14 protein-coding genes are annotated in these 23,164 nt (G+C 37.3%); all 14 read left to right on the plus strand.

Features of this window, described 5'->3' with window-relative positions; translation table 11 throughout:
• Positions 1–101 precede the first annotated feature (101 nt).
• Positions 102–1,004 carry a CPBP family intramembrane glutamic endopeptidase gene (locus CHI06_RS01165; RefSeq protein WP_095246588.1) on the plus strand — a complete coding sequence of 301 codons (903 nt, stop codon included), beginning with the start codon at positions 102–104 and terminating at the stop codon, positions 1,002–1,004.
• A 237-nt stretch (positions 1,005–1,241) separates the two neighbouring features.
• Positions 1,242–5,540, plus strand: a complete 4,299-nt coding sequence (locus CHI06_RS01170) for a bifunctional 2',3'-cyclic-nucleotide 2'-phosphodiesterase/3'-nucleotidase (protein WP_095246589.1) — start codon at positions 1,242–1,244, stop codon at positions 5,538–5,540.
• Positions 5,541–5,699: 159 nt separating this feature from the next.
• Positions 5,700–6,848, plus strand: a complete 1,149-nt coding sequence (gene wecB / locus CHI06_RS01175) for a non-hydrolyzing UDP-N-acetylglucosamine 2-epimerase (protein ID WP_095246590.1) — start codon at positions 5,700–5,702, stop codon at positions 6,846–6,848.
• A 113-nt stretch (positions 6,849–6,961) separates the two neighbouring features.
• A complete protein-coding gene (locus tag CHI06_RS01180; RefSeq protein ID WP_095246591.1) occupies positions 6,962–9,091 on the plus strand; it encodes an LTA synthase family protein in 2,130 nt (709 codons plus the stop codon).
• A gap of 139 nt (positions 9,092–9,230) precedes the next feature.
• Positions 9,231–10,100, plus strand: a complete 870-nt coding sequence (gene galU / locus CHI06_RS01185; protein ID WP_095246592.1) for a UTP--glucose-1-phosphate uridylyltransferase GalU — start codon at positions 9,231–9,233, stop codon at positions 10,098–10,100.
• Positions 10,101–10,154: 54 nt separating this feature from the next.
• Positions 10,155–11,171, plus strand: coding sequence for a UDP-glucose 4-epimerase GalE (galE, locus tag CHI06_RS01190; RefSeq protein ID WP_095246593.1), 1,017 nt, complete (start codon positions 10,155–10,157; stop codon positions 11,169–11,171).
• A 106-nt stretch (positions 11,172–11,277) separates the two neighbouring features.
• Positions 11,278–12,918, plus strand: coding sequence for a cell wall-binding repeat-containing protein (locus tag CHI06_RS01195; RefSeq protein ID WP_095246594.1), 1,641 nt, complete (start codon positions 11,278–11,280; stop codon positions 12,916–12,918).
• Positions 12,919–13,019: 101 nt separating this feature from the next.
• A complete protein-coding gene (locus CHI06_RS01200) occupies positions 13,020–15,101 on the plus strand; it encodes a cell wall-binding repeat-containing protein (RefSeq protein ID WP_095246595.1) in 2,082 nt (693 codons plus the stop codon).
• Positions 15,102–15,150: 49 nt separating this feature from the next.
• Positions 15,151–15,837, plus strand: a complete 687-nt coding sequence (locus tag CHI06_RS01205) for a hypothetical protein (protein ID WP_095246596.1) — start codon at positions 15,151–15,153, stop codon at positions 15,835–15,837.
• A 107-nt stretch (positions 15,838–15,944) separates the two neighbouring features.
• The gene (locus tag CHI06_RS01210) at positions 15,945–18,179 is read left to right on the plus strand and encodes a SpoIID/LytB domain-containing protein (protein ID WP_095246597.1); all 2,235 of its coding nucleotides are present in this window, start codon (positions 15,945–15,947) and stop codon (positions 18,177–18,179) included.
• Positions 18,180–18,395: 216 nt separating this feature from the next.
• Complete coding sequence (locus tag CHI06_RS01215; RefSeq protein ID WP_095246598.1) at positions 18,396–19,673, plus strand: nucleotide sugar dehydrogenase; 1,278 nt, start codon at positions 18,396–18,398, stop codon at positions 19,671–19,673.
• A 32-nt stretch (positions 19,674–19,705) separates the two neighbouring features.
• On the plus strand, positions 19,706–20,413 hold the full coding sequence (locus tag CHI06_RS01220; RefSeq protein WP_095246599.1) for a WecB/TagA/CpsF family glycosyltransferase: 708 nt from the start codon (positions 19,706–19,708) through the stop codon (positions 20,411–20,413).
• 4 nt (positions 20,414–20,417) lie between these two features.
• Complete coding sequence (murJ, locus tag CHI06_RS01225) at positions 20,418–21,929, plus strand: murein biosynthesis integral membrane protein MurJ (protein WP_095246600.1); 1,512 nt, start codon at positions 20,418–20,420, stop codon at positions 21,927–21,929.
• A gap of 90 nt (positions 21,930–22,019) precedes the next feature.
• The gene (locus CHI06_RS01230) at positions 22,020–23,114 is read left to right on the plus strand and encodes a glycosyltransferase (RefSeq protein ID WP_095246601.1); all 1,095 of its coding nucleotides are present in this window, start codon (positions 22,020–22,022) and stop codon (positions 23,112–23,114) included.
• The last annotated feature ends 50 nt before the right edge of the window (positions 23,115–23,164 follow it).

The following is a 23,164-nucleotide window of genomic DNA, read 5'->3' on the forward strand; positions in this document are numbered from 1 at the left end:
TTTTCGCACAAATCAACAGAGTGCCAAAATCAATATTAAGCTTTAACATAGCCATAAGATAATTAATAAACATTAATTTCATAGAACAGGGACTGAGAATAATGACCAATAATTTAACCAAGCCTGTTTCGAAAAGGCTTTTGTTTGCACTGCTTACGATAACGATTGGAGTCGAAATTGTCCTCTATTTAAGCGGTTTCAGTCTCTTGGCGGGTACCATCTATGATGCGATTATGGTATCTTCCTTTTTTATCGGATTAAAGCTGCAGCCAAGACTAAGTGACGGATTGCAAAAAACAAAGACAATGCTTATACGCCAATTTATTGGGGCATTCCTTCTCTTTATTCTTGGCAGTACGATGATCAATATCTATTCCTCTTACGCCTTCCAGGACTTTAGCGAAGATTATGAGCAATATGTTGATGCGTATACAGAAGTGGTTCCATATGAGGAACCTGAGTTGGAACCTGGCCAACCAATAGAGACTGTCGACAATATGTGGGAAGTCGTTGGAGAGATTGATAGTATTGGGTACGATATTTTCACGGATATCCTTGCCGGTCTTGAAGAAGTATGGCGGTTGGCCTATATTATTTTGATCCTTCTTGTTTTTAAAAGAGTCTTTCCAAGGCGATGGGAAAAAGGTGGACGTGATATTTTTGTCATGCTTGCGCTTTTTATCACCTCGGTGTTATTTGGCATTGATCATACCTTAAACTCGGTTCAATCATGGAAATATGAAGTTGGAGCCATTGTAACCTTCGCGAATATGGGATTATTATTTGGTTTCATTTTGTTATGGACGAGAAATCTATGGATGACCGTTCTAGTGCATTCCGTTTACGACATCCTGGCCACGCTGTCTTGGTATTACTATGAATTTATTGTCGAAATGGCGGCAATGGTTCTTTTGCCTATTTACCTTGTTTTAATGGCAGTCGAAAAGAATCAACAATTGAAAAAGTCTATTGAAACAGTTGTTTCTGAAGAAATTGCCAATTAAAAAAGTAATGGCTGCCAACCGCGATGGCAGCCTTTTAGTATGCCATAATCCACGTCCTAAATCTCTCTGCTAGATTAAAAGTACAGCTGTCTGTCACTCTGCTAATTTAAGAATAATTCAGAATAAAAAAATTACTAAAAATCTACAAATTTTACAAAAAAAGATATATTTTATTCCAACTATTGCAGTTATAATGAATTTTGTAATAATACTTTTTTGTCGAAAGGTGGAAACCTAGTGAAGAAAGGCATTAAAAAGAAATTTAAAGGACTAGCCGTGTCTACATTGGCTTTGGGACTTCTAGCAACTCCGTACGGAGGAGTATATGCAGAAGGAAATCTACCAACGAATGTATTGGCAGATGAAGCATTTGTAAAGCTTAAGATTATGGAAACCACAGATATTCATGGAACGATTATGGACCATGATTACTTTGCTGATGCAGCAGTAAAAAATGGCTTGGTTAGGATTTCAACACTAGTTAAGTCTGAACGTGAAGAAAACCCTAACAATCTATTAGTAGATAACGGGGATATGCTTCAAGGGAATCCTTTTACAGATTATGTGGCAAAAGTAGATCGCCCAACATTTGTTAATCGGTTAGCAGGTCTTGACCGATACGAAACAGCAGTTCAAGTATCGAAACAAGGCTGGGATACGGCAGAAACGGTAATCATCGTAAGAGGTGATGACTTTGCGGATGCCCTAGCAGCAGCCCCGTTAGCCTATAAATATAATGCTCCTATTCTATTAACACAAACAGATTCATTAAATGAAGATACGAAAAAAGAAATCAAACGTCTGGGTGCTACAAAAGCAATTGTGGTTGGCGGCAAGAGTGTTGTCTCAAATCGTGTAACCAATGCATTATCATCAAAATTAAATCTTTGGGTAAAGAGAATTTCTGGTGAAGATCGCTTTGAAACGGCTGTAGCCATTTCAAAAGAACTAGGAAATCCAACGAAAGTAGTTCTTGTGAATGGTTTTAACTATCCAGATGCGATTTCAGCAGCTTCTTATGCGGCTCAAAATGGATACCCTATCCTATTAACAAGAACGGATGCTGTCCCTAACGTAACCTTGGAAGCGCTTAAAAATGTTACCGATACTATTTTAGTAGGCGGCACTAGCGTTATTAATGGAAAAGTAGAATCAGCTGTAAAGAATCCACAGCGTATAGGCGGAGAAAATCGCTTTGAAACATCATTAAAAGTGGCAACAGAACTTGGCAGTGTGAAGGAAAAAGTATTCCTTGCAACAGGATGGGGCTTTGCTGATGCCCTTACTGGCTCTGTGCTTGCTGCAAAAGAAGGAGCACCAGTAGTTCTCGTACAAAAGGATGAACTTCCTTCAGATGTAGCAGAACTAGTACAAAATAAATATGTGACTGTTCTTGGTGGAACAAGTGTAGTTTCTGAAGAAGCCATTACTGGCGAAACTCACCCAATCTATGACGCTATGAATATGTTAGATTATGATGTTTCTAACTTTGGTAACCACGAATTTAACTACGGTCTAGATTTCTTACAAAGTAGTATTAATGGAGCGGACTTCCCATTTGTATCAGCAAACGTTTATAAAGCTGATGGCGATAGTGATCCAAGCAATAATAAGAATCTAGTGAATCCTTATAAGATTATTAAAAAAGAAGTAGTAGATAAAAACGGCAAAAAGCATAAGCTTAATGTTGGTGTAATCGGCTTTGTACCACCGCAAATTATGCAATGGGACAAGCAAAATCTTGAAGGAAAAGTAATTACAGAGGATATCGTTGCATCTGCTGAAAAATGGATTCCAGAGATGAAGGAAAACGGTGCAGACCTAGTAGTTGTTGTAGCACATAGCGGATTCACAACAAATAGAGATGACAAGGAAAATGCAATTCTTGGCTTAAGTGAAGTTGAAAATGTAGACGCTATTTTACTAGGCCACAGTCATTTAGCACTTCCTGGGGATAAGGCTTATAACAACTTCCCTGGTATCGTAGATAACGTTAAAGGAACGATCAATGGTGTACCTGCTGTTCAAGCGAAGGTTGATGGACAATTCCTTGGTGTTATTGACCTGGATTTAGATTTAGTCAATGGTAAATGGGTAGTTAAAAATTCTCAATCTGAAGTTATGGCAACAACTGATGTTGCTGCAGACAAAGAAATGGTTGAGCTAATGAAGCCTGTTCATGACCATACCATTGATTATATTAACAGCTCTGTTGGGGAAACAACTGCTCCAATTCACAGCTTTTTCTCAAGGGTTCAAGATGATCCTTCTGTACAAATTGTCAGCAATGCTCAAAAAGAGTACATGGAAAGAGTATTAAAAGGAACAGAATATGAAGGAATTCCAGTTCTTTCATCTGCAGCTCCATTTAAAGCAGGTCGTAATAGTGGTAATGACTACACAAGCATACCTGCTGGCGAAATGACAATTAAAAACGTAGCAGATCTTTATAAGTTCCCGAATACTGTTTCAGCTTTACTTCTAAATGGTAAAGAATTGAAGAATTATTTGGAATGGACAGCTACCAACTTTAATCAGATTAATCCTGCTGAAACAAAAGAACAGCCTTTAATCAATAAGGATTTCCCTGATTATAACTTTGATACCATTGACGGAGTTACTTATGAAGTCGATGTAACACAGCCCTTACGCTACGATTCAAAAGGAACAATTGTTGCGAATCCAGAAGCTAACCGAATTAAGAACTTAATGTATAATGGCCAGCCTGTAACAGATGACATGAAGTTTGTTATTGCTACAAATAACTACCGTGCGTCATCTCCAATTATTAATCCAGGCGGAGCTAAGACAATTTACGCATCTGCTGATGAGAGCCGTCAGGTTGTGATGAATTACATTATCAATAATAAAGTAATCAATCCATCTGCGGACCAAAACTGGAAATTAGCTTCATTAAATGCAAATGTAAACTTAACATTTGAATCAAGTCCAGCAGCTAAAGATTTTGCTAATAAAACGAACAATATTAAGTATGTTAAAACATTAGATACTGGATATGCACAATACTCATTAAAAAATCCAGTCGATGTACAGCTTTTAGGTATCAATGACTTCCATGGTCAATTAGATACATTTAGCACAAGCCTTAACGCAGGGGGAGCAGAATATTTAGCTGCCTACTTAAAACAGCGTGAAGCAACAAACCCAGATAATACCCTAATGGTTCATGTTGGTGATTCTGTTGGTGCAAGTTCTCCGGTTTCAGCACTATTACAGGATGAGCCTACGATCGAACTCCTTAATACTCTAGGATTTGATGTAGGTACTCTTGGCAACCATGAGTTTGACGAAGGTGTTGCTGAAATGATGCGCTTAATTAATGGAGGCGCACACCCAAAAACAGAAGCAAAATACGGCGTATTTGAAGGCGCAAGCTTCCCGTATGTATCTGCTAACGTTGTCAATGAAAACACAAATGAACCTATTTTAAAACCATTTGTTGTGAAAGAAGTAAATGGAGTACAAATTGGTTTTATCGGGGTAACGTTTAGCGATACTCCAACTATTGTTACGCCAAGCGGTGTTGCAGGTGTTAAATTCCTAGATGAAGCACAGTCAATCAATAAATATGCTGCAGAACTTAAAGAACAAGGTGTGGAAACAATTGTTGTTCTCGCTCATAATGCGGTGAAATCAAATACAGATGGAACAAATCCAACTGAAGAGCTAGTTGATATTGCGAATGCAGTTGATGATGAAGTAGACGTTATCTATGGCGGACATAACCACCAATACGCGAATACAGTGGTAGATGGCAAGCTTCTTGTTCAATCCTATGCATCTGGAACTGCGTTCTCCGATGTAGATTTAACAATTGATCCTATTACGAAGGACGTTATTGCAAGAAAAGCTGAAATCGTAACCACGTACCGTGATAAAATTGCGCCTGATGCAGAAGTAAAGGCGAAGATTGATGCATATGTTGCAGATGTTGCTCCAATTCTAAATGAAGTAATCGGAGATGCACCTGCAGGAATCAGCAGAACAGAAAATGCCGATGGTGAATCACCAATGGGTAATCTCATTGCTGATTCAATGGTAGAACAGACTGGTACTGAATTTGCTTTCATGAATCCAGGCGGAATTCGTGCTGAAATCGATTCAGGACAAATCCTATGGAAAGAGGCTTTCACAGTTCAGCCATTTGGAAATGATTTAGTTACAATGACTTTAACTGGTGCTCAAATTAAAACATTATTTGAACAACAGTGGGGGTCTAAGCCAAGAATTCTTAAGATCTCTGGTTTAAAAGTAAGCTACGATGATTCAAAAGAAAAAGGCAGCCGTATGGTGTCTATTATGAAGACTGATGGTACAGATCTTGTAGACACACAAGAGTACACAGTAACAGTTAATAACTTCATGGCAGATGGCGGAGATGAGCTGTCGATCTTGAAGGAAGGCAAAAACCGTGTTACTCATGTAACTGATTTGGATGCATTAATCAATTACATTAAAAAGTTCGGAACTGTTAACCCAACAAACGAAGGCCGCATTACCAAAGTGAATAAATAGCCTTGAACAATAAAAGGGCAGACTCATAAATTTGAGTCTGCCTTTTTTACTAGAAGAAAGCAGTCTAAGGTGCTTTTCTCCATATACTTTGATATTATTTAAAGGGTTGAAGCATACCGAAGTTAACTCGGTGCAATGATTATCCATTTGGAGGTTTATATGAAGAACCAGATAAAGGTAATGACAGTTTTTGGAACGAGACCTGAAGCTATTAAGATGGCGCCACTTGTAAAAGAATTAGCAAAAAATGATTCTAAAATAGAATCCATTGTGACCGTTACTGCACAGCATAGAGAAATGCTGGATCAAGTGTTGAAAATATTTGAAATCCAACCTGATTATGATTTAAATATCATGAAAGATCGTCAATCCCTAATTGATGTTACTACACGTTGCTTGGAAGGATTAAGTAAAGTATTCCAAGAGGTAAAGCCTGATATTGTCTTAGTACATGGTGATACAACCACTACCTTTGTTGCAAGCTTAGCTGCTTTTTATAACTCGATTCCGATTGGGCATGTCGAGGCTGGTCTGAGGACCTGGAATAAGTATTCTCCTTATCCTGAAGAGATGAATAGGCAGCTTACAGGTGTATTAGCAGACTTGCATTTTTCACCAACTAGTCAATCAAGAGAAAATCTTCTCACTGAAAATAAGCCAGAAGAATCCATATTTGTTACGGGAAACACGGCCATTGATGCCTTAAAAACAACTGTAAAGACCAATTATTCTCACCCAGTTCTTGATAAGCTTGGTGATGATCGTTTGGTATTAATGACGGCACACCGTCGTGAAAATACAGGAAAGCCCATGGAGAATATGTTCCGTGCGATTAGTAGATTAGTGGAAGAGCATGAGGATATACAGGTGGTATATCCCGTACATATGAACCCTGTTGTTCGAGAAATTGCGAATAGAATACTGGGAGAAAATAATCGTATCCATTTAATCGAACCATTAGATGTAATCGATTTTCATAATTTCGCCTCTAGAGCTTATATCATTCTAACCGATTCTGGCGGCGTCCAAGAGGAAGCTCCGTCCCTTGGTGTTCCGGTCCTTGTGTTAAGAGATACAACTGAGCGTCCTGAAGGGGTAAAAGCAGGAACATTAAAGCTTGCTGGTACGGATGAGGAGACCATCTTCCAGCTTGCAAATGAACTATTATCAGATAAAGAGATCCATGATTCGATGGCGAAGGCTTCAAACCCATATGGTGATGGACTGGCTTCGAAAAGAATTGTGGAAGCGATTCTTTACCACTTTAAACTTACCGATGAAAAACCAATGACCTTTGGAGGTTTTTAGAAACCTGCTTATGAAAGTTAACTCTAAGAATTACAGGGTTAGCTTTCTTTTGCGTTTGGAGCATACTGAAGGGTATACTAATAAAAAAATTACTTGAAGGGGTTGTCCTATGAATGAAGGGTATCAATCATCTGGTTTCCAACATAAAACATTCTAAAAATGGATTATTATTAGCTTTAACGGCCAGCGCATTTTCGCTATTCACACTTATGATCATAGAAGTGATACACAGAGGTTCGTTTGCCGCATTTTTTAATTGGGCGGATGAAAGCACTGTATCCTTTGTGATGACATTTTTATTCCTCTTATTTTTAGTAGGGGCGCTGCTTTTTTTACCCACAATCATTTTTATTTCCCTTATAGCGATAGAAGTTATTTTTTGGTTTGTTTTATCCCTTGGAAGCTTTATTAAGTACCAATTAAGGGGAGAGTTTTTCACACCAGCAGATTTATATACGCTAAATGAAGGTGCAGATATTTCTACATTAATGAATGATTTAATTGGCTGGAAAGAAATTATTGGTTTTGTGGTGACGTTAATCCTTCTTGTCGCTTTCAGTTTTTTCTTTACTCGGTTTAAAAAGAGGGTAGCCTTTCGTAAGCGCTTACTCCTTTCTGCTTTTTCCATTGTATGTTTGGCAATCATTTTTACTCAGCCGTCGTTATTTACGTTTAGAAGCTTCACAAAAGAGGTGCCGAAGGTTGAAAGTTATGGGAAATTTGGTTTTATTGGTGCTTATTTAACATTAGTGGAGAAAGCAAATATTGCTGTCCCCGATCATTATGATAAGGAAGAAATTAATAAAATTGTTAAAAAAGTGAATGAGACAAATGCAGAGGATGTAGTAGACCCAGATTTTCAACCCAATATTATTGTGGTACTCGCAGAAGCAATGTGGGATCCATTATTGTTGAAAAATGCGAACTTTAAAGAGGATCCACTTCCATACTTCCGGTCATTAATGCAGAATTATTCATCCGGGAGCATGCTTACCCATGTTTATGGCGGTGGCACGTTTAATACTGAGCTGGAAGTCTTGTCAGGCCTATCAACTCGGTTTTCACCTGAAGAAGTCTACTATAATCAAGTGAATCGGCCCATTGATTCTTTAGCTTATTTACTAAGAAAACAAGGATACCATGCAACGGCTATCCATAATTTTAAAAATTGGTACTATACCCGCAAAGATATCTATGAGCTAATTGGGTTTGAGAAATTTTTCAGTATGGAGTTTTTCAATAATCCTAGTTATATCGGTCCATATATCGACGATAGAATATTGATGCAAAAAGCGCTGGATGAGTTACAAAAAACAAAGGGTCCGGATTTTCTAAATGTGGTTACAGTAGCGAGCCATGGCCCCTATAATGATATTCGTTATAAAGATTTACCAATATTAGCAACAAGCGATATGAAGATGACAGAGTTATCTAAGTATATCATTAACCTATATACCAATTTGCTAAAAGATTTAGATGACTCCATTCGCCTTTTAATTGAAGGTGTAAAGGAAATCGATGAGCCCACAATGGTTGTCATCTATGGAGATCATTTACCGTTTTTAGGAGAAGAATATGCGGTTTATCGGGAATTAGATTACTTCCAGGGTGATTTAAACAATTACGAGGAATACAAAAAAATGTATCAAACACCATTATTGGTCTGGGATAATTTCGGAGGAGAAACGAAGAAAGAAGATTTAAGGATGACACCTAACTTTTTAGGATCCTATATTTTGGCCCATGCCAAAAAGGAAATGTCGCCAATCTTTAGCCACAGCCGTGATCTATATAAACAGGGGCAAACCGTTATTCCTAAAAAGACCTTTTATGATCAAGAAGGAGTTAAAGAAGCAGAGTTAAAAGATTATCAACTGCTTCAATATGATGCCTTAAAGGGTAAGCAATATAGTTACGCGAACAGAAATCTTAAACCGTTTGAGGGGTATGTACTAGGTAATGGAAAAATAAAAATCGATTCGGTTCAGGTTGAGAAAAGCAAAAATGGAACATATCGTTTTGATATCCACGGTGAGAATTTTGTTTCTGGTGCAACCATCTTTATTGATGGTGAAAAGAAAAAAATCAAGTTTACCAATGAGAATTTGATTTCAACGACTATTAAGATAAATGGAGATTCATCGAAAGGAAGCTCCTCTCATGAAGTAAGTGTTGCCGTTCTCGACGATGATGGAAAAACCGTCATAGAAGAATCAAATTCGAAAAAGGTAACATTAAAATGAAGCTGAAACCAACCTATGAATTTCTTGAATAATTATTTAACTATGTAATAATTATGTTGAGCTTTATTATTGGTATAATAATTTGAATGATATCTAGTAATCACATCCCTTTGAAAAAGAGGAAAGGTTGGAATAAGAAATGAAAAATGTGAAAAAAGCGATAATTCCAGCAGCTGGACTTGGAACAAGATTTTTACCAGCGACAAAGGCAATGCCCAAAGAAATGCTGCCAATAGTTGATAAACCAACGATTCAATATATTGTGGAAGAAGCGATTGAATCTGGAATTGAAGACATCATCATTGTCACCGGAAAAGGCAAAAGGTCTATTGAGGATCATTTTGATAATGCATTTGAACTTGAACAAACGTTATTGGAAAAAGAAAAGTTCGAGTTATTGGAAACGGTTCAGGCAGTATCAAAGATGGTTGATATTCACTATATTAGACAAAAAGAACCAAAAGGCCTTGGACATGCGGTCTGGTGTGCACGTAATTTTATTGGGAATGAACCGTTTGCCGTTTTACTTGGGGACGATATCGTACAAGCAGAAACTCCTTGTTTGAAACAATTGATTAATGAGTATGACAGAACTCATTCTTCGGTTATTGGGGTTAAACAAGTCCCAGAAGATGAAACGGATCGGTATGGAATCATCGACCCTATTGATCAGTTTGATCGGTCATTCCAGGTAAGGAACTTTGTGGAGAAACCAAAAAAAGGCACTGCACCATCTAATTTAGCCATTATCGGAAGATATATTTTCACACCGGAAATTTTCTTATTTTTAGAAAAACAAGAAATTGGAGCCGGTGGTGAGATTCAGCTGACAGATGCCATACAAAAACTAAACCAGATTCAGCGTGTTTTTGCCTATGAGTTTGAAGGGAAAAGATACGATGTTGGGGATAAGCTTGGGTTTATTGAAACAACGATTGAATTTGCTCTTCAAAAGGAAGAGCTGCGGGATGATTTACTAAAATTTATGTCACAAATGCTTGAAAAGTAATGATAGAGTAAATGAAGATTTTAATTTGAGTTAAGACAGGAGTGAATTTCCCTTATGGCAATTTTAGTAACAGGCGGGGCCGGATATATTGGTACCCATACTTGTGTCGAATTATTAAATAGTGGTTATGAGATTGTGGTTTTAGATAATCTCTTAAATAGTAAGCCAGAAGCGTTGAAACGAGTTAAAGAGTTAACAGGTAAAGATTTTAAATTTTACGAAGTGGATTTACTGGAACGAGTTAAGGTTGAAGAAGTGTTTGCAGAAAATAACATAGAGGCTGTTATTCATTTTGCTGGACTCAAGGCAGTAGGTGAGTCGGTGTCAATACCTCTTCATTATTATCATAATAATATTTCTGGCACACTTATTCTATGTGAAGTCATGAATAAGTTCGGAGTGAAAAATATCGTATTCAGTTCTTCTGCTACCGTATATGGTATGCCCGAACGAATGCCGATTTCAGAGGAAGATCCACTCAGTGCAACCAATCCCTATGGAAGCACAAAGCTTATGATTGAACAAATTCTACGTGATTTATATGTATCAGACTCATCCTGGAGTATTGCGTTACTTCGCTATTTTAACCCTATTGGTGCCCATGAAAGCGGGCGAATTGGTGAGGATCCTAATGGTATACCTAATAATTTAATGCCATTCATCACACAAGTCGCTGTAGGCAAACTGGAGAAGCTGCGTGTTTTTGGAAATGAATATCCAACCGTTGATGGCACAGGAGTACGCGATTATATCCATGTTGTTGACCTGGCTAAAGGTCATCTGAAAGCCCTTGAAAAAGTAACAGGAGCAACGGGAGTAGAGGCGTATAACCTTGGTACAGGAAATGGCTATAGTGTTTTAGAAATGGTTAAAGCATTTGAAAAAGCCTCTGGAATCAATATTCCTTATCAAATTGTAGAAAATAGACCAGGAGACGTTGCAGTTTGTTACGCGGATTCATCCAAAGCGAAGACTGAGCTTGGCTGGACAGCTGAAAAAGGGATTGAGGAAATGTGCAGGGATTCGTGGAGATGGCAAAGTGAAAATCCAAATGGCTACGTCGGAAATTAAATAGTAAAAATAATTTTGATGCCTTCCTAATTATTTTTTGGGAAGGCTTTACTTTGGGGAATACTGTACTTTTTGCTAGATTGCTATATTTTATTGGGGGATTAGAATGCTAAATAAACTGAAAGTCTTTTTATCATTTGTAATAATCTGCTACATTATACTGGCATTTCAATATGAAATAGCGGTAGCAGAACAAGTTAGAATATCCGGCGGTGACAGATTTGTAACGGCGGCTAACATCTCGAAAGCAGGCTGGGAAACTGCCGAAACAGTAGTTCTAGCGCAGGGATTGGATTTTCCAGATGCATTGGCTAGTGTTCCTTTGGCCCAAAAATTAAATGCTCCCATTTTGCTAACACGCCCTCAGGCGCTCCCGTCTATAACAATTGAGGAAATAAAAAGATTAAAAGCTAGAAATGTCATTATACTGGGTGGACCAGTAGCAGTATCTTTAAATATTGAAGATTATTTAGTGAAAACATTAAAGCTCACAGTTAAGAGAATTGGCGGGGAAACCCGTTATAAAACAGCCGAAGCTATCGCGGCTGAAATGGGCACATATAATCAGGTTTTTATTGTAAATGCGAATAATTTTCCTGATGCATTAGCCATAGCCCCTTATGCAGCTAAAACGGGTTCCCCGATCCTTCTAACAAAGTCTGATTTCTTACCTGTGGAAATAAAGCGGGCTGCAAATAAAGCAGAGAAGAGGTATGTAATTGGGGGGGAAGTTGCCGTCAATGACTCAATCCTGTCAGAATTAAATGCAGAGAGAATTGCTGGTGAAAATCGATATGATACATCGGCCATGATTCTAAATACTTTTTATAAAATTCAGCCGCATCTTTATTTTGCTACTGGGGCGGAGTTTGCAGATGCTTTAGCTGGATCGGCTTTAGCAGCTAAAAATGATAGTGGTATAGCACTTGTAAGACCAGATGCCATTCCACCAGAACTTCATGATAGCTTAAAAAACTATCAGTTTTCTAAAACATTTGTCATAGGGGGGACTAAGGCAATTCAACAGGAAACAGCAGAAGAACTTGATCAGCAGGTTATCTATGAAATTAATGATCGAAGCAACCCTATCATTTTTTATATGCCTCATTCTGATGATGAATTGTTAGCTGCTGGGGCAGGAATTGACCATTATCTTAACCGTGGATTTGATGTAAAGGTTGTTCTTTTAACGAAGGGGAAAGCTTCTGGTGTATATCCTCGGTTACAAACTCAATTCCATGATCTGACCCTAGAGGAATTTGGAGAAGCAAGAGTCTTAGAGTTTAAAGACTCACTTTCAAGATTAGAAGTGAAAGAGAATAATATATTTGTATATGACTTTCCAGATTCCGGACTAACAGAAGGGGATGTAAGAAGTGTCATTTTGGATTTTGAAAAACGTTTCCCTCATGCTGAACACAGGGCCCTTTCATTTAATGAGGCAAATAATGACCATCGTGCAACAGGAATAGCTTTAAACAACTTATATTGGAGTGGGCAGGTTAAAAATGCCCGTTTTTATATCTCCCCTTATTTAGAGAATCGTTCCATTAAAGGTTTTTATATTGAACCTATTCATAAAAGTAAAGTGATTGACGCCATTTTTGCATACAAACTATATAACCCCGAAGCAGGAAGATATTCAATAGGCTATCAATCGGTTCCAGAAATGTTTAATCGATTAGAGGAAAATCCACTTAGTAAAGTTCATTTACCAGACAAGAACTATATTAGTAGTGAGAGTTAATAATTAGTAAATTCTATGTAAAATATAGAAAAATTTGTAGAAATTACTGTTATAATGTAATAGTGTTAAAATTTTTGTAGAAGTGTGGGAAGGAGTTCGGAATGAAACAAAAGATTTATAGTTTTATAGGAATGTGCATCTTATTCGCTATTTTCCTTTTTCCAACAGGTGTTTTTGCTGAGAAGATGGTCGTTATTGACCCAGGTCATGGCGGTCAATTCACTGGAACCTGTGGGTATACGAAGGAAAGTGGAAAGGACTTGTGTGAAAGGGATGTTAATTTATCCGTTGGATTGAAGTTAAGAGAAGCGCTTAAATCCTCCGGAATTAAAGTATTTATGACACGTGAGACTGATGTAGGATTTGCTTCAAATTCAAGTGATGATCTCAAAGCAAGAACGAATCTTTCTAACGGATTTGTTAAGGGTAATAATGATAATAGTATTTTTATATCTGTTCATCATAATGCTTCACCAACAAGTCCCTATGTAAAGGGCTATGAAACCTATTACTATGATTTTAACAACTTGGATCCAATGTATCCTTATGATCCACTCCAAGTTAAGTATCTAAATGATAGTAAACGGTTTGCAGAAACCATTCACCCAACAGTTCGGAATGCACTCGGTTTAATTGACAGAAAGATACATAATGATCAAAGCTTTTATGTTATTCGAAATGCGCAAATGCCTTCAGTATTAGTTGAACTTGGGTATATGACCAATCGAGAAGAGGAAAGCAGGATTAAAACCGCTGATTATCAGCAAAAAGCTGCTCAGGCTCTTGCGAACTCAATCATTTCATATTTCAAAGTCTTTGAGGTCTATCAAAATGAAACTAAAAAGGCTACATTTAAAACAAAAAATGAAGCGGTAAATTTTGCACAAACACTAAACGGCAGCGTAAGAGTGTTTGATAAAGATGCACAGCAGGATGTTTGGGAAAATAGTAACTTTGAGGTATACCACAAATCGATGGGCATATTAAAAAGTTTTGCAAACGAGCAGGAGGCAATTGCGTTTGCAGCTGGTTATGCAAATACGAGAGTAATAGAAAAGGCAAATGGTGAAACCATTTGGGCAAATTTCTTCTCTCAAAAGTATGATGTTCAAGATCAAGCAGGAAATAGCACTACGTTTTTTGACTTGAATAAAGCCATTTCATTCGCACAAACCAAACAAGTTTCTAGAGTGGTTAGAGCCGATTCAAACGACATTATTTGGACAAGCTTTCCAAATGAACAGATAACTAGGGTTATCCAAACGAACAGATTGAATGGTGCAACGCGCTACTCAACATCTGTGTCTATTTCGAAGATGCTGCATCCAAATGGCTTTGCTGAAAATACAGAAAAAACTGCTATTTTAACTACAGGGGTTGAACCGGCTGATGCGTTATCGGCTGGACCATTATCAGCTATTTACGGACAAGCTCCGATACTGCTAAATAATAGCAGCAGCTTACTTCCTGAAATAAAAGATGAGCTTAAGCGTTTAGGTGCTGCTAAGGTCATCATCATTGGTGGACCGGTTGCCATTTCTCCTAATGTAGAAAATGCGATTCACTCTCTAGGTATTCAAACTGAGAGAATATCTGGCCAAACACGCGTGGAAACAAATCTACGTATTGTTGAAAAGTTAGATTCCGTTGAAGGAGTATTTGTTGCGTCAGCCAGAAGTTTCCCTGATGCGTTAGCTTCAGCACCAATCGCGGCCGCTAATAACTGGGCTATCGTGTTAACGGAGCAAAATAATATTTCAGCTGAAGCATTAAACTATCTAAAGGGTAAGAAAACAGTGATTCTTGGAGGATCAAATGTAGTTTCTGATTCTATTCAAAAGCAAATTGTCCAACAAAATGGTACTGAAAATGTAGTTAGACTCGCGGGTGCAGACCGTTATGAAACTCTGGCAAGCCTATTATGGCATTTTAAAGACCAAATGAAATCCGATACAATCAATATTGCGACTGGGGCGAACTTCCCGGATGCGTTAACGGCAGCATCACTCTCCATTCAGAATAAAGCTCCGCTTATTCTATTAGGAAACGGATTATACAAAAATATTGAGTCATTCCTTTTCCAATACACAGAGGAAAACTTAATTAAGCAGGTAAACGTTATTGGCGGACCTGTTGCTGTACCTGATTCTTTAGAATCTATGATTGTTAATAAAGCAAAATAATGAGCGAACTCTCTTCTTGAGTTTGCTTTCTTTTTAGAAAGGAGAAGTAATGTTTAGGTTATTCATCACGTTACTACTACTAGTAGGAAGTATTTCTGGCTGCTCACTATTTAATAAAGAAAGCAAGAATAATAGTGAAGAAAAGATTGTGGAACCTATCAACCAAGATAAAGAAGAAAATAAGGTCAAAGAGAATGAACCCGTCATCAATGAAGAAAAAGACGAAGAGGGTTTAAAAGCGTATCGTCCGAAGACCGGGATAAAAAAAATCTTTATTGATCATGAAAATGTTCCATCCCTTACAGAAGAAGTTGTTTTTGAGAATGGGGACTATGTTCAGAGCATCATTACGATTGGCCAGTCAGCAAGTGTCGTTATTTATAAATGGACAGAAAATGAAATCTCTATTGTAGAGACCATAAAAAATCCAGATGACCCATATAAGAACTATCTCGAAGGTATCAAAGAAGAGACCAAACAAGAAGTAATGATTTCTAAGGCAGATGCTTTAGAGGCAGATTGGAAATTAATTAATCAGAATGAAACGGTTCAAACACCCTACCAAACCTTTACTAACGTTTATGTGATTCAAAAAATCACAAATGAGGTAGAAGGTGCAGAAACAATATATACCAATTATATTGCACCTGGTATTGGACTGATAAAAGAAACATTTGAAGTTACCGGTGAACAAGGTTATTCTGCAGAATCACTGCTTCAAAAGATTGAAGAATAATAAATAGGGAAATCTTACATTCTTCTGGTCTATTGATGAAAATTGTAAATCTATGTATCATATTGTCTAGTAAGTTATTACTATTTCATTTTTTTGGGGGAGAGTAAATGAAAAAAACGATATTAGGTTTTCTACTATTGCTGCTTTTATTTCCGTTAACAGTATCGCCGGAAACTGCAAGTGCAAATAGTGAAAATCCTATTGTATCAGTTAAACTAAACAATTACTTAGGACTACAAAAGAGTGTCCAAGTAAATATAAATGGTAAGTATATTGTCGAAGGTGATGCAAATACAAATCTCCTTTCCAATCAAAATTTTAATGTGCGTATTGAAAATGGTACGTTAGCACTATATAAAGATAACAGTCTTGTGAAAAATTATGGCAGTTCTTTTACCATAACTCCGGAGCAATACGGAATGAGTAATTATGTTTCTATTAACGGCAGGAAATATCTAGGTGATATGCAATTTACTGTAACTAGTAATTCCATACAAGCTATTAATAAGCTCCCACTTGAAGATTATTTAAAGGGAGTAGTCCCCTATGAAATGCCTGCTGGCTGGGACGTTGACGCATTAAAGGCTCAAACGATTGCGGCAAGAACGTATGCACTTGCCAGAATCAATAATGTTATTGATGACACGATTTCGTATCAGGTCTATGGCGGTTATATATGGAATAGTCCTGAATATACAAATTCCAATAAAGCTGTAGAAGAAACAAAAGGACAAGTCCTTAGATACAATGGTAATTTGATTTCAGCTGTATACTCATCAAGCAATGGTGGTCATACTGAATCAAATTCAAACTATTGGGGTTCTGCTTACGTGCCTTATTTACCTTCTAAGCCAGACCCATATGATCCACAAATTACGTGGAACCTTTCAGTAAATAAACAACAATTCTCGACGAATGGTTTAGATTTATTAAATCCGGATGCATGGTGGTCAACGGTTTCTGAAAATCCAAATGACCAAACGGTAATAAATAATATAAAAAGTTATATTAACAATTATTATTATCCAAATGCTCAAATAAAAATCGCTTCAGTTCCTAAACTTGAAATTTCTAATGAAAAAAATTCTAGTGGAAAATCAACAAAAGGGTCTTTAGTTGTTAACTATTTTATGAAGGATGCTGATGGGAGTTATGTGAGGAATTCAGGCAGCCAGTTACCGGAAAATTATTCCGTAACTTTAGCAGGAAATACTCGCTATGAAACGAGCACAGCGATCGCAACTCAAGGATGGAGTCAATCTGACGCTGTCATTCTTGGTCGTGGTGATATACCAGTGGATGCCTTGACAGGATCAGTCTTAGCTAAAAAATATAACTCACCATTATTATTAACAACATCAAATAATGTACCTCAAACCGTATTAGATAAAATTAAAACCTTAAAACCATCCACTGTTTATGTTTTAGGTGGAAAGGTTGCGATTTCTGATGATGTTATCAAACAAATTCAAACTACTGGGACTGAGGTTAAACGAATTTCTGGAGACACAAGGTATCAAACGGCTGTAAAAATTGCTGAACAAATCACTTCTTCTACAGAACTTATTATTACCAGCGGCAGCAGTGAATCTCCAGATGCTTTATCCATTGCTTCCTATGCGGCAAAAAATCAGATTCCGATATTGGTCACACCATCAAATGGTTTGCCAAATGATGTTAAGGACTACATTAAGAATCACCAAATTAGTAAAGCATATGTTATTGGAGGAACAATAGCCGTTTCAGATAATGTTGTGACTGAAATGAAAGAACTTGGTATTAGCAACATTGAAAGAATTGCTGGTGAAAAACGCTATGATACAAGTGTTGAGATTGCAAAGAGATTTAACTTTGATTTAAATAATGTATTCTTTGCAAACGGAGATTTATTTATTGACGCCTTACCTGGAGCCGCATTAGCTGCCCAGTATAATGCGCCGGTTATTCTTACACAGAAAGATACATTTTCAACTGCTCCAAAAGCGTGGTTGAAAGGCTTATCTGAAAGACCAAAGGTATTCTACCTTGGTGGACCAGTTGCCATTACCGAAAAGACTAGAGCGGAAATAAAAAATACCTTACTAGGTGACATTAAATTATTTACACTCGAAAAAGAGAATGTAGGTATTGGAACTCTCAGGTCTATCCTTGGAGGGACATTGTTTAAAAGCTATGATATATCAAGTGTAGTTAATAATGGAACAACCGTTACCATTAATGGAAAAGGGTATGGCCATGGTGTTGGGATGAGTCAGTACGGAGCAAAAGCAATGGCTGAGAAACACAATAAATCCTATACAGAAATTCTGGATTTTTACTACCCAGGAGCTACTTTAAATTAAATAGTAATTGCGCGGGATACAGTGGAAAGTTTACTACTGTATCCCTTTTTTGATGATTTGGGGTAAAAATAAATAGTGAGCGTCTCTTTCGTCAGTATTCAATTAAGGGCCTTAATATCTTACAATATGTTCTAGTATGAAATACTGTCGAAAGGCGACAAAATTCGATATAATGGAAAATAGGCTAAAATGTAATTTTGAAGGGAAGACATACTTGTGATAAATAAAATATGTGTGGTAGGTCTAGGCTATATTGGTCTTCCAACAGCAGTGATGTTTGCGAATCATGGTAAAGTAGTCCATGGTGTAGATATTAATGAAGAAATAGTAAATAAAATCAATCGAAAACAATTGCATATAGAGGAAAAAGGGTTAAAGGAAAAGTTAGTAGAGGCAATTGACCAAAAACATTTAACGGTTTCAACTAAGCCAGAGGAAGCAGATGTCTTTATCATTGCCGTTCCTTCTCCAATTAAGAACGATAAGACAGCGAATCTTACCTATGTGGAAAAAGCAACGGAAGCAATTGTTCCGTATCTCCAACAAGGTAATTTGGTTATCCTAGAATCAACGGTACCTCCATTAACGGTTGAAAAAGTCATGCTCCCAGTTCTAGAGAAAACGAACTTAGAAATCGGGAGAGAACTTTTTGTCGCACACTCCCCAGAAAGGGTTATTCCGGGAAAAGTTTTTGAAGAATTGATAAATAATGATAGAATAATCGGTGGGATTAATGAGAAATCCTCTGAATTAGCGGTTGAGTTATACCGAACCTTTGTTGTAGGAAATATTCATATAACAGATGCAAAAACTGCAGAGTTAGTTAAGGTTATTGAAAATACCTACCGTGATGTAAATATCGCATTTGCAAATGAACTAGCTAGAATTTGTGATAATCTTAACATTAACGTTTGGGAAGCCATCAAGCTTGCCAACTACCATCCAAGGGTCAACATTCACAGCCCGGGTCCTGGGGTTGGCGGTCACTGTATCGCTGTAGATCCATGGTTTTTAGTGGAGCTCCAGCCTGAGACCGCAAAAATGATTGGATTAGCTAGGAATATTAATGATTCTATGCCGCATTATACGACGAATAAAGTCATATCAATTATCAATCAACAATCGATTTATCATGGAAAAGTGGCTGTTTTAGGATTATCCTATAAAGCAGATATTGATGATACTAGGGAAAGTCCCTCACTAGATGTCATCAGAGCGCTTGAGGAACAAAAAATAGAATACAGTGTATTCGACCCTCATATAAAAGAACAAATTTTTATGAAGCAAACGAAAACCATCGAGGAAGCAGTAGAATACGCTGATTTGATTTTAATTATGACTAATCATCAAGAATTTAAAAAGTTGAATCCAGGAAGCCTTAAGGATAAAATGAGAACGAAAATAATTTATGATACAAAAAAATGTATTGATGAAGATAAATGGAAGCAAGCGGGATTTGAGGTACACGTACTGGGTGATTCGAGCTCAAATTAAACCAACGCTTACCATTTAGACAGGTGGTTCTAATGAAAGAAAATCTCCTAGGCGTAAATGTCAGTAATGAAACCTATGAACAGATAACAGAAAAACTTTTGGACAGGATACGTCATAATCAAAAATCATTTATTGTCGCGATTAATCCGGAAAAGATTATGAAGGCTCAAAGTGATGCTAAATTAATGGAGCTTCTCAATAAAGCCGATTTTCAAATCCCTGATGGCGTAGGTATTATCCTGGCTTCGAAATTAAAAGGGGGAAAAATACGTCAACGGGTAACGGGTATTGACCTAATGATGTACCTCTGTGAGGCTTTCGCGAAGAATAATAAATCCATTTTTCTTTATGGCGGCCAGCCAGGGGTTGCTGAAAAGGCTTGTGAATGTCTAAAGATTATCTATCCAAATATTAATATTACTGGTGTCCTGAACGGTTATGAAAAGGATGAACAAATAATCAGAAGCACCATCAATCGTGCCAATCCTGATATCGTATTTGTTGCCCTTGGCAGTCCCGTACAAGAATACTGGATCGTTAACAATATGGATCATCTCTCAGCCCAAGTGTTCCAAGGGGTAGGTGGTTCGTTTGATGTCATTTCTGGTCGTGTTAAGCGGGCGCCATCGTTTTTTAGAAAGCTTGGTTTGGAATGGCTGTACCGCCTTTTAAAAGAACCAGTCAGGTGGAAGCGTCAAACCATACTTCCTAAATTTTTAATTAAGGCCCTTAAGGAATAATACTATGTCAAAATTAAAAATTTCTGTCATATTGCTCCTGCTATCAACATTGGTTCTAAAATTTTCAAGTATGATCCGGGATTTAGTCATTTCTGGACTTTATGGCGATTCCTATATGGCTGATGCTTATTTTGCCTCAATGACCATTCCTAATACGATTATTCTTTTTTTGTTAACCGGATTGAAGGATGCCTTTCTTCCTAGCTATTATAAATTTGACGTGCTGGGAAAAGGCTTCTCTCATCAGACTAATATCATAAAAAGTACTTTTCTTTTCTCGATTGCCATTGCACTTATTGGGACAATTTTGTCCCCTTTTTTAGTTGACCTGCTTTATCCTGATTTTAGTAACTATCAGTACGGGACTAGTATTGCGCAATGGACGATTATGTTATATTTTCTCTCTGTCGTTTTTGTGGGAATAAATGCAATCTATGAAGGTTATTTTGATGCTAAGAAAAAGTTTTCTATTTCTACTTTTTCTCAAACTATTGTCGTCTTGGTAACAGTTTTGTTTGCACTATTATTCCACAGGCCATGGGGGATTTATTCAGTACCCATTGGCTATCTTGTAGGGACTATTCTTTCTTTTATCTTGAAGCTCCTTATCATTTCACCAAAGAGATTTCTCTTATGGAATCAAAGAATCGACTGGAAAGAGGTAAAAGAATTTTATCTTATCTTCCTGCCAGTTGGGATTACCATTGCCGTTGGACAAATTAATTTGTCCGTTAACATGCTCTTTGCTGCAGGGATGGGTGAAGGTGTGGTATCCAATTTAAACTATGCGTTCAGGCTCATAAGTATCCCGCAAGCCATTTTTGGGGTTACCATAGCCACGATTATCTTTCCTATTTTGGCGCAGGCAAAGGCAGAAACCAATTACGATTTGTTCAAACGCGGGATTGAACGAGGCTTATCTGTCATGCTGTTATTACTTGCTCCGACCATTTCAGGAATGGTCTTTCTGATAGAGCCCATTATTCGGATCGTATACGAACGTGGTGCATTTACAGAGAGTGCAACCATGCTTACCTCGGAATATGCACTATTTTATATGGGGTCGGTTTTCTTTTATAGTATTCAAGCTGTCATCGCAAAGGGCTTTTATACATTAGAAAAGGGCCATTATATCATGAGGATTGGTCTTCTATCGATTGTAATAAATATTATTACAAATTATTTCTTAGCAGAGATTATGGGGCCAGAAGGATTAGCACTGTCAGCATCCATTGTTGGTTTTATTTATTCAACGCTTACCTTTACAACACTTTACCGGATATCTGGTGGATTTGATTTAAAATACTTATCAAAAGAAGTTGGAAAAATTGGATTTGCAACCTTAATCATGGTTCTTTTATTAATAGGAATAGAACACTATTTAGAACTCTCCACTTGGGGAGATATTCCAAATATTTTGATTAACACGTTTATTGGCGGGCTAGTTTTTGTAGGTGTTCTCGTTGTATTAAAATCTACCACCTTTTTTGATACCATATCTATTAGGAAAAAATAAGTTAACCTACCGAACTTACAATGGAGGCAAGTATATTACTTGCCTCCCGTTTTATAATGACGCAAAAATAATAAAATTGGGTGACTGACATTGAGAAAAAACCGGTTGTTGATCATAAGTAATATGTATCCAAGTGAAAATTCACCTACCTTTGGCATCTTCGTGAAAAATCAAGTAAATGCCTTAGTAAAAGAGGGAGTTCAGGTTGATGTTCTTGCGATTACAAATGCAAGCACAAAAAAACAGGATGTTATTCGTAAATATCTATCATGGCTTAGAAGAGGGATTTTCCTACTGTTTAAAGGGTATCGGTACCATACTGTTCATGCTCATTATGTATTCCCTTCAGGATTAATAGGCTTGTTTTTCAAGCTAGTATGGAGGTCGAAATTGGTTGTTACTGCGCATGGCGGGGATATAGATAAAATGGCCAAAAAAAGCCCTCTCATTCAAAAGGTCACCACGTTTATTCTCCATAAGGCGGATTTTGTTATAGCAGTGGGGCAGAGGTTATATCAAGAAGTACAGGACCATTATCAGGTAGAACCCAAAAAGCTGCTGCTGCTATCAATGGGTGTCAATCGTAATATCTTTAGAAAAATAGCAGAAATAGAGTCAATGAAGTCCAAATTGAAGTTGAACAAAAATTCCTCTGTTATCCTTTTTGTCGGCAATATTACTCTTGATAAAGGATTAATCGATTTAGTAAAAGCATTCGCTTTAGTAAAAAAACAAATTTCTCAAGCTGAATTACATCTCATTGGTTCAACAAAAAATAAACCTTTTGTTGAGGAACTTACTACCATTATAAAAGAAGATAGGATAGAAGGTATTGTCTTTCACGAACCTAAGCCGCAGCAGGATATTGCAGAGTGGATGAATGCAGCGGATGTCTTTGTACTGCCATCCTACATAGAAGGATTTGGACTGGTAGCCCTAGAAGCTATGGCGTGCGGCACCCCAGTGGTGGCAAGCAATGTAGGGGGGCTCTCCTACTTACTAAATAACGGCAGCGGCATCCTCATTCCCCCCTCCGACAGCCAAGCCCTGTCAGAAGGAATTAGCCAAGTCCTAACAAACAAAACAAAAAGAGACTTCCTCATTGAAAATGGTCTCAAAAGAGCAGAAGAACACGACCAACAAACCATCATAAACAAACTAAAAAAAATTTACAGAAGTAATTAGACTAGGTAAAGATATTAAGATTAATTTTTGCACTCTGTTGATTGGAGCGG

It is taken from the genome of Bacillus sp. 7884-1 (assembly GCF_002272245.1).
Lineage (GTDB): Bacteria > Bacillota > Bacilli > Bacillales > Cytobacillaceae > Neobacillus.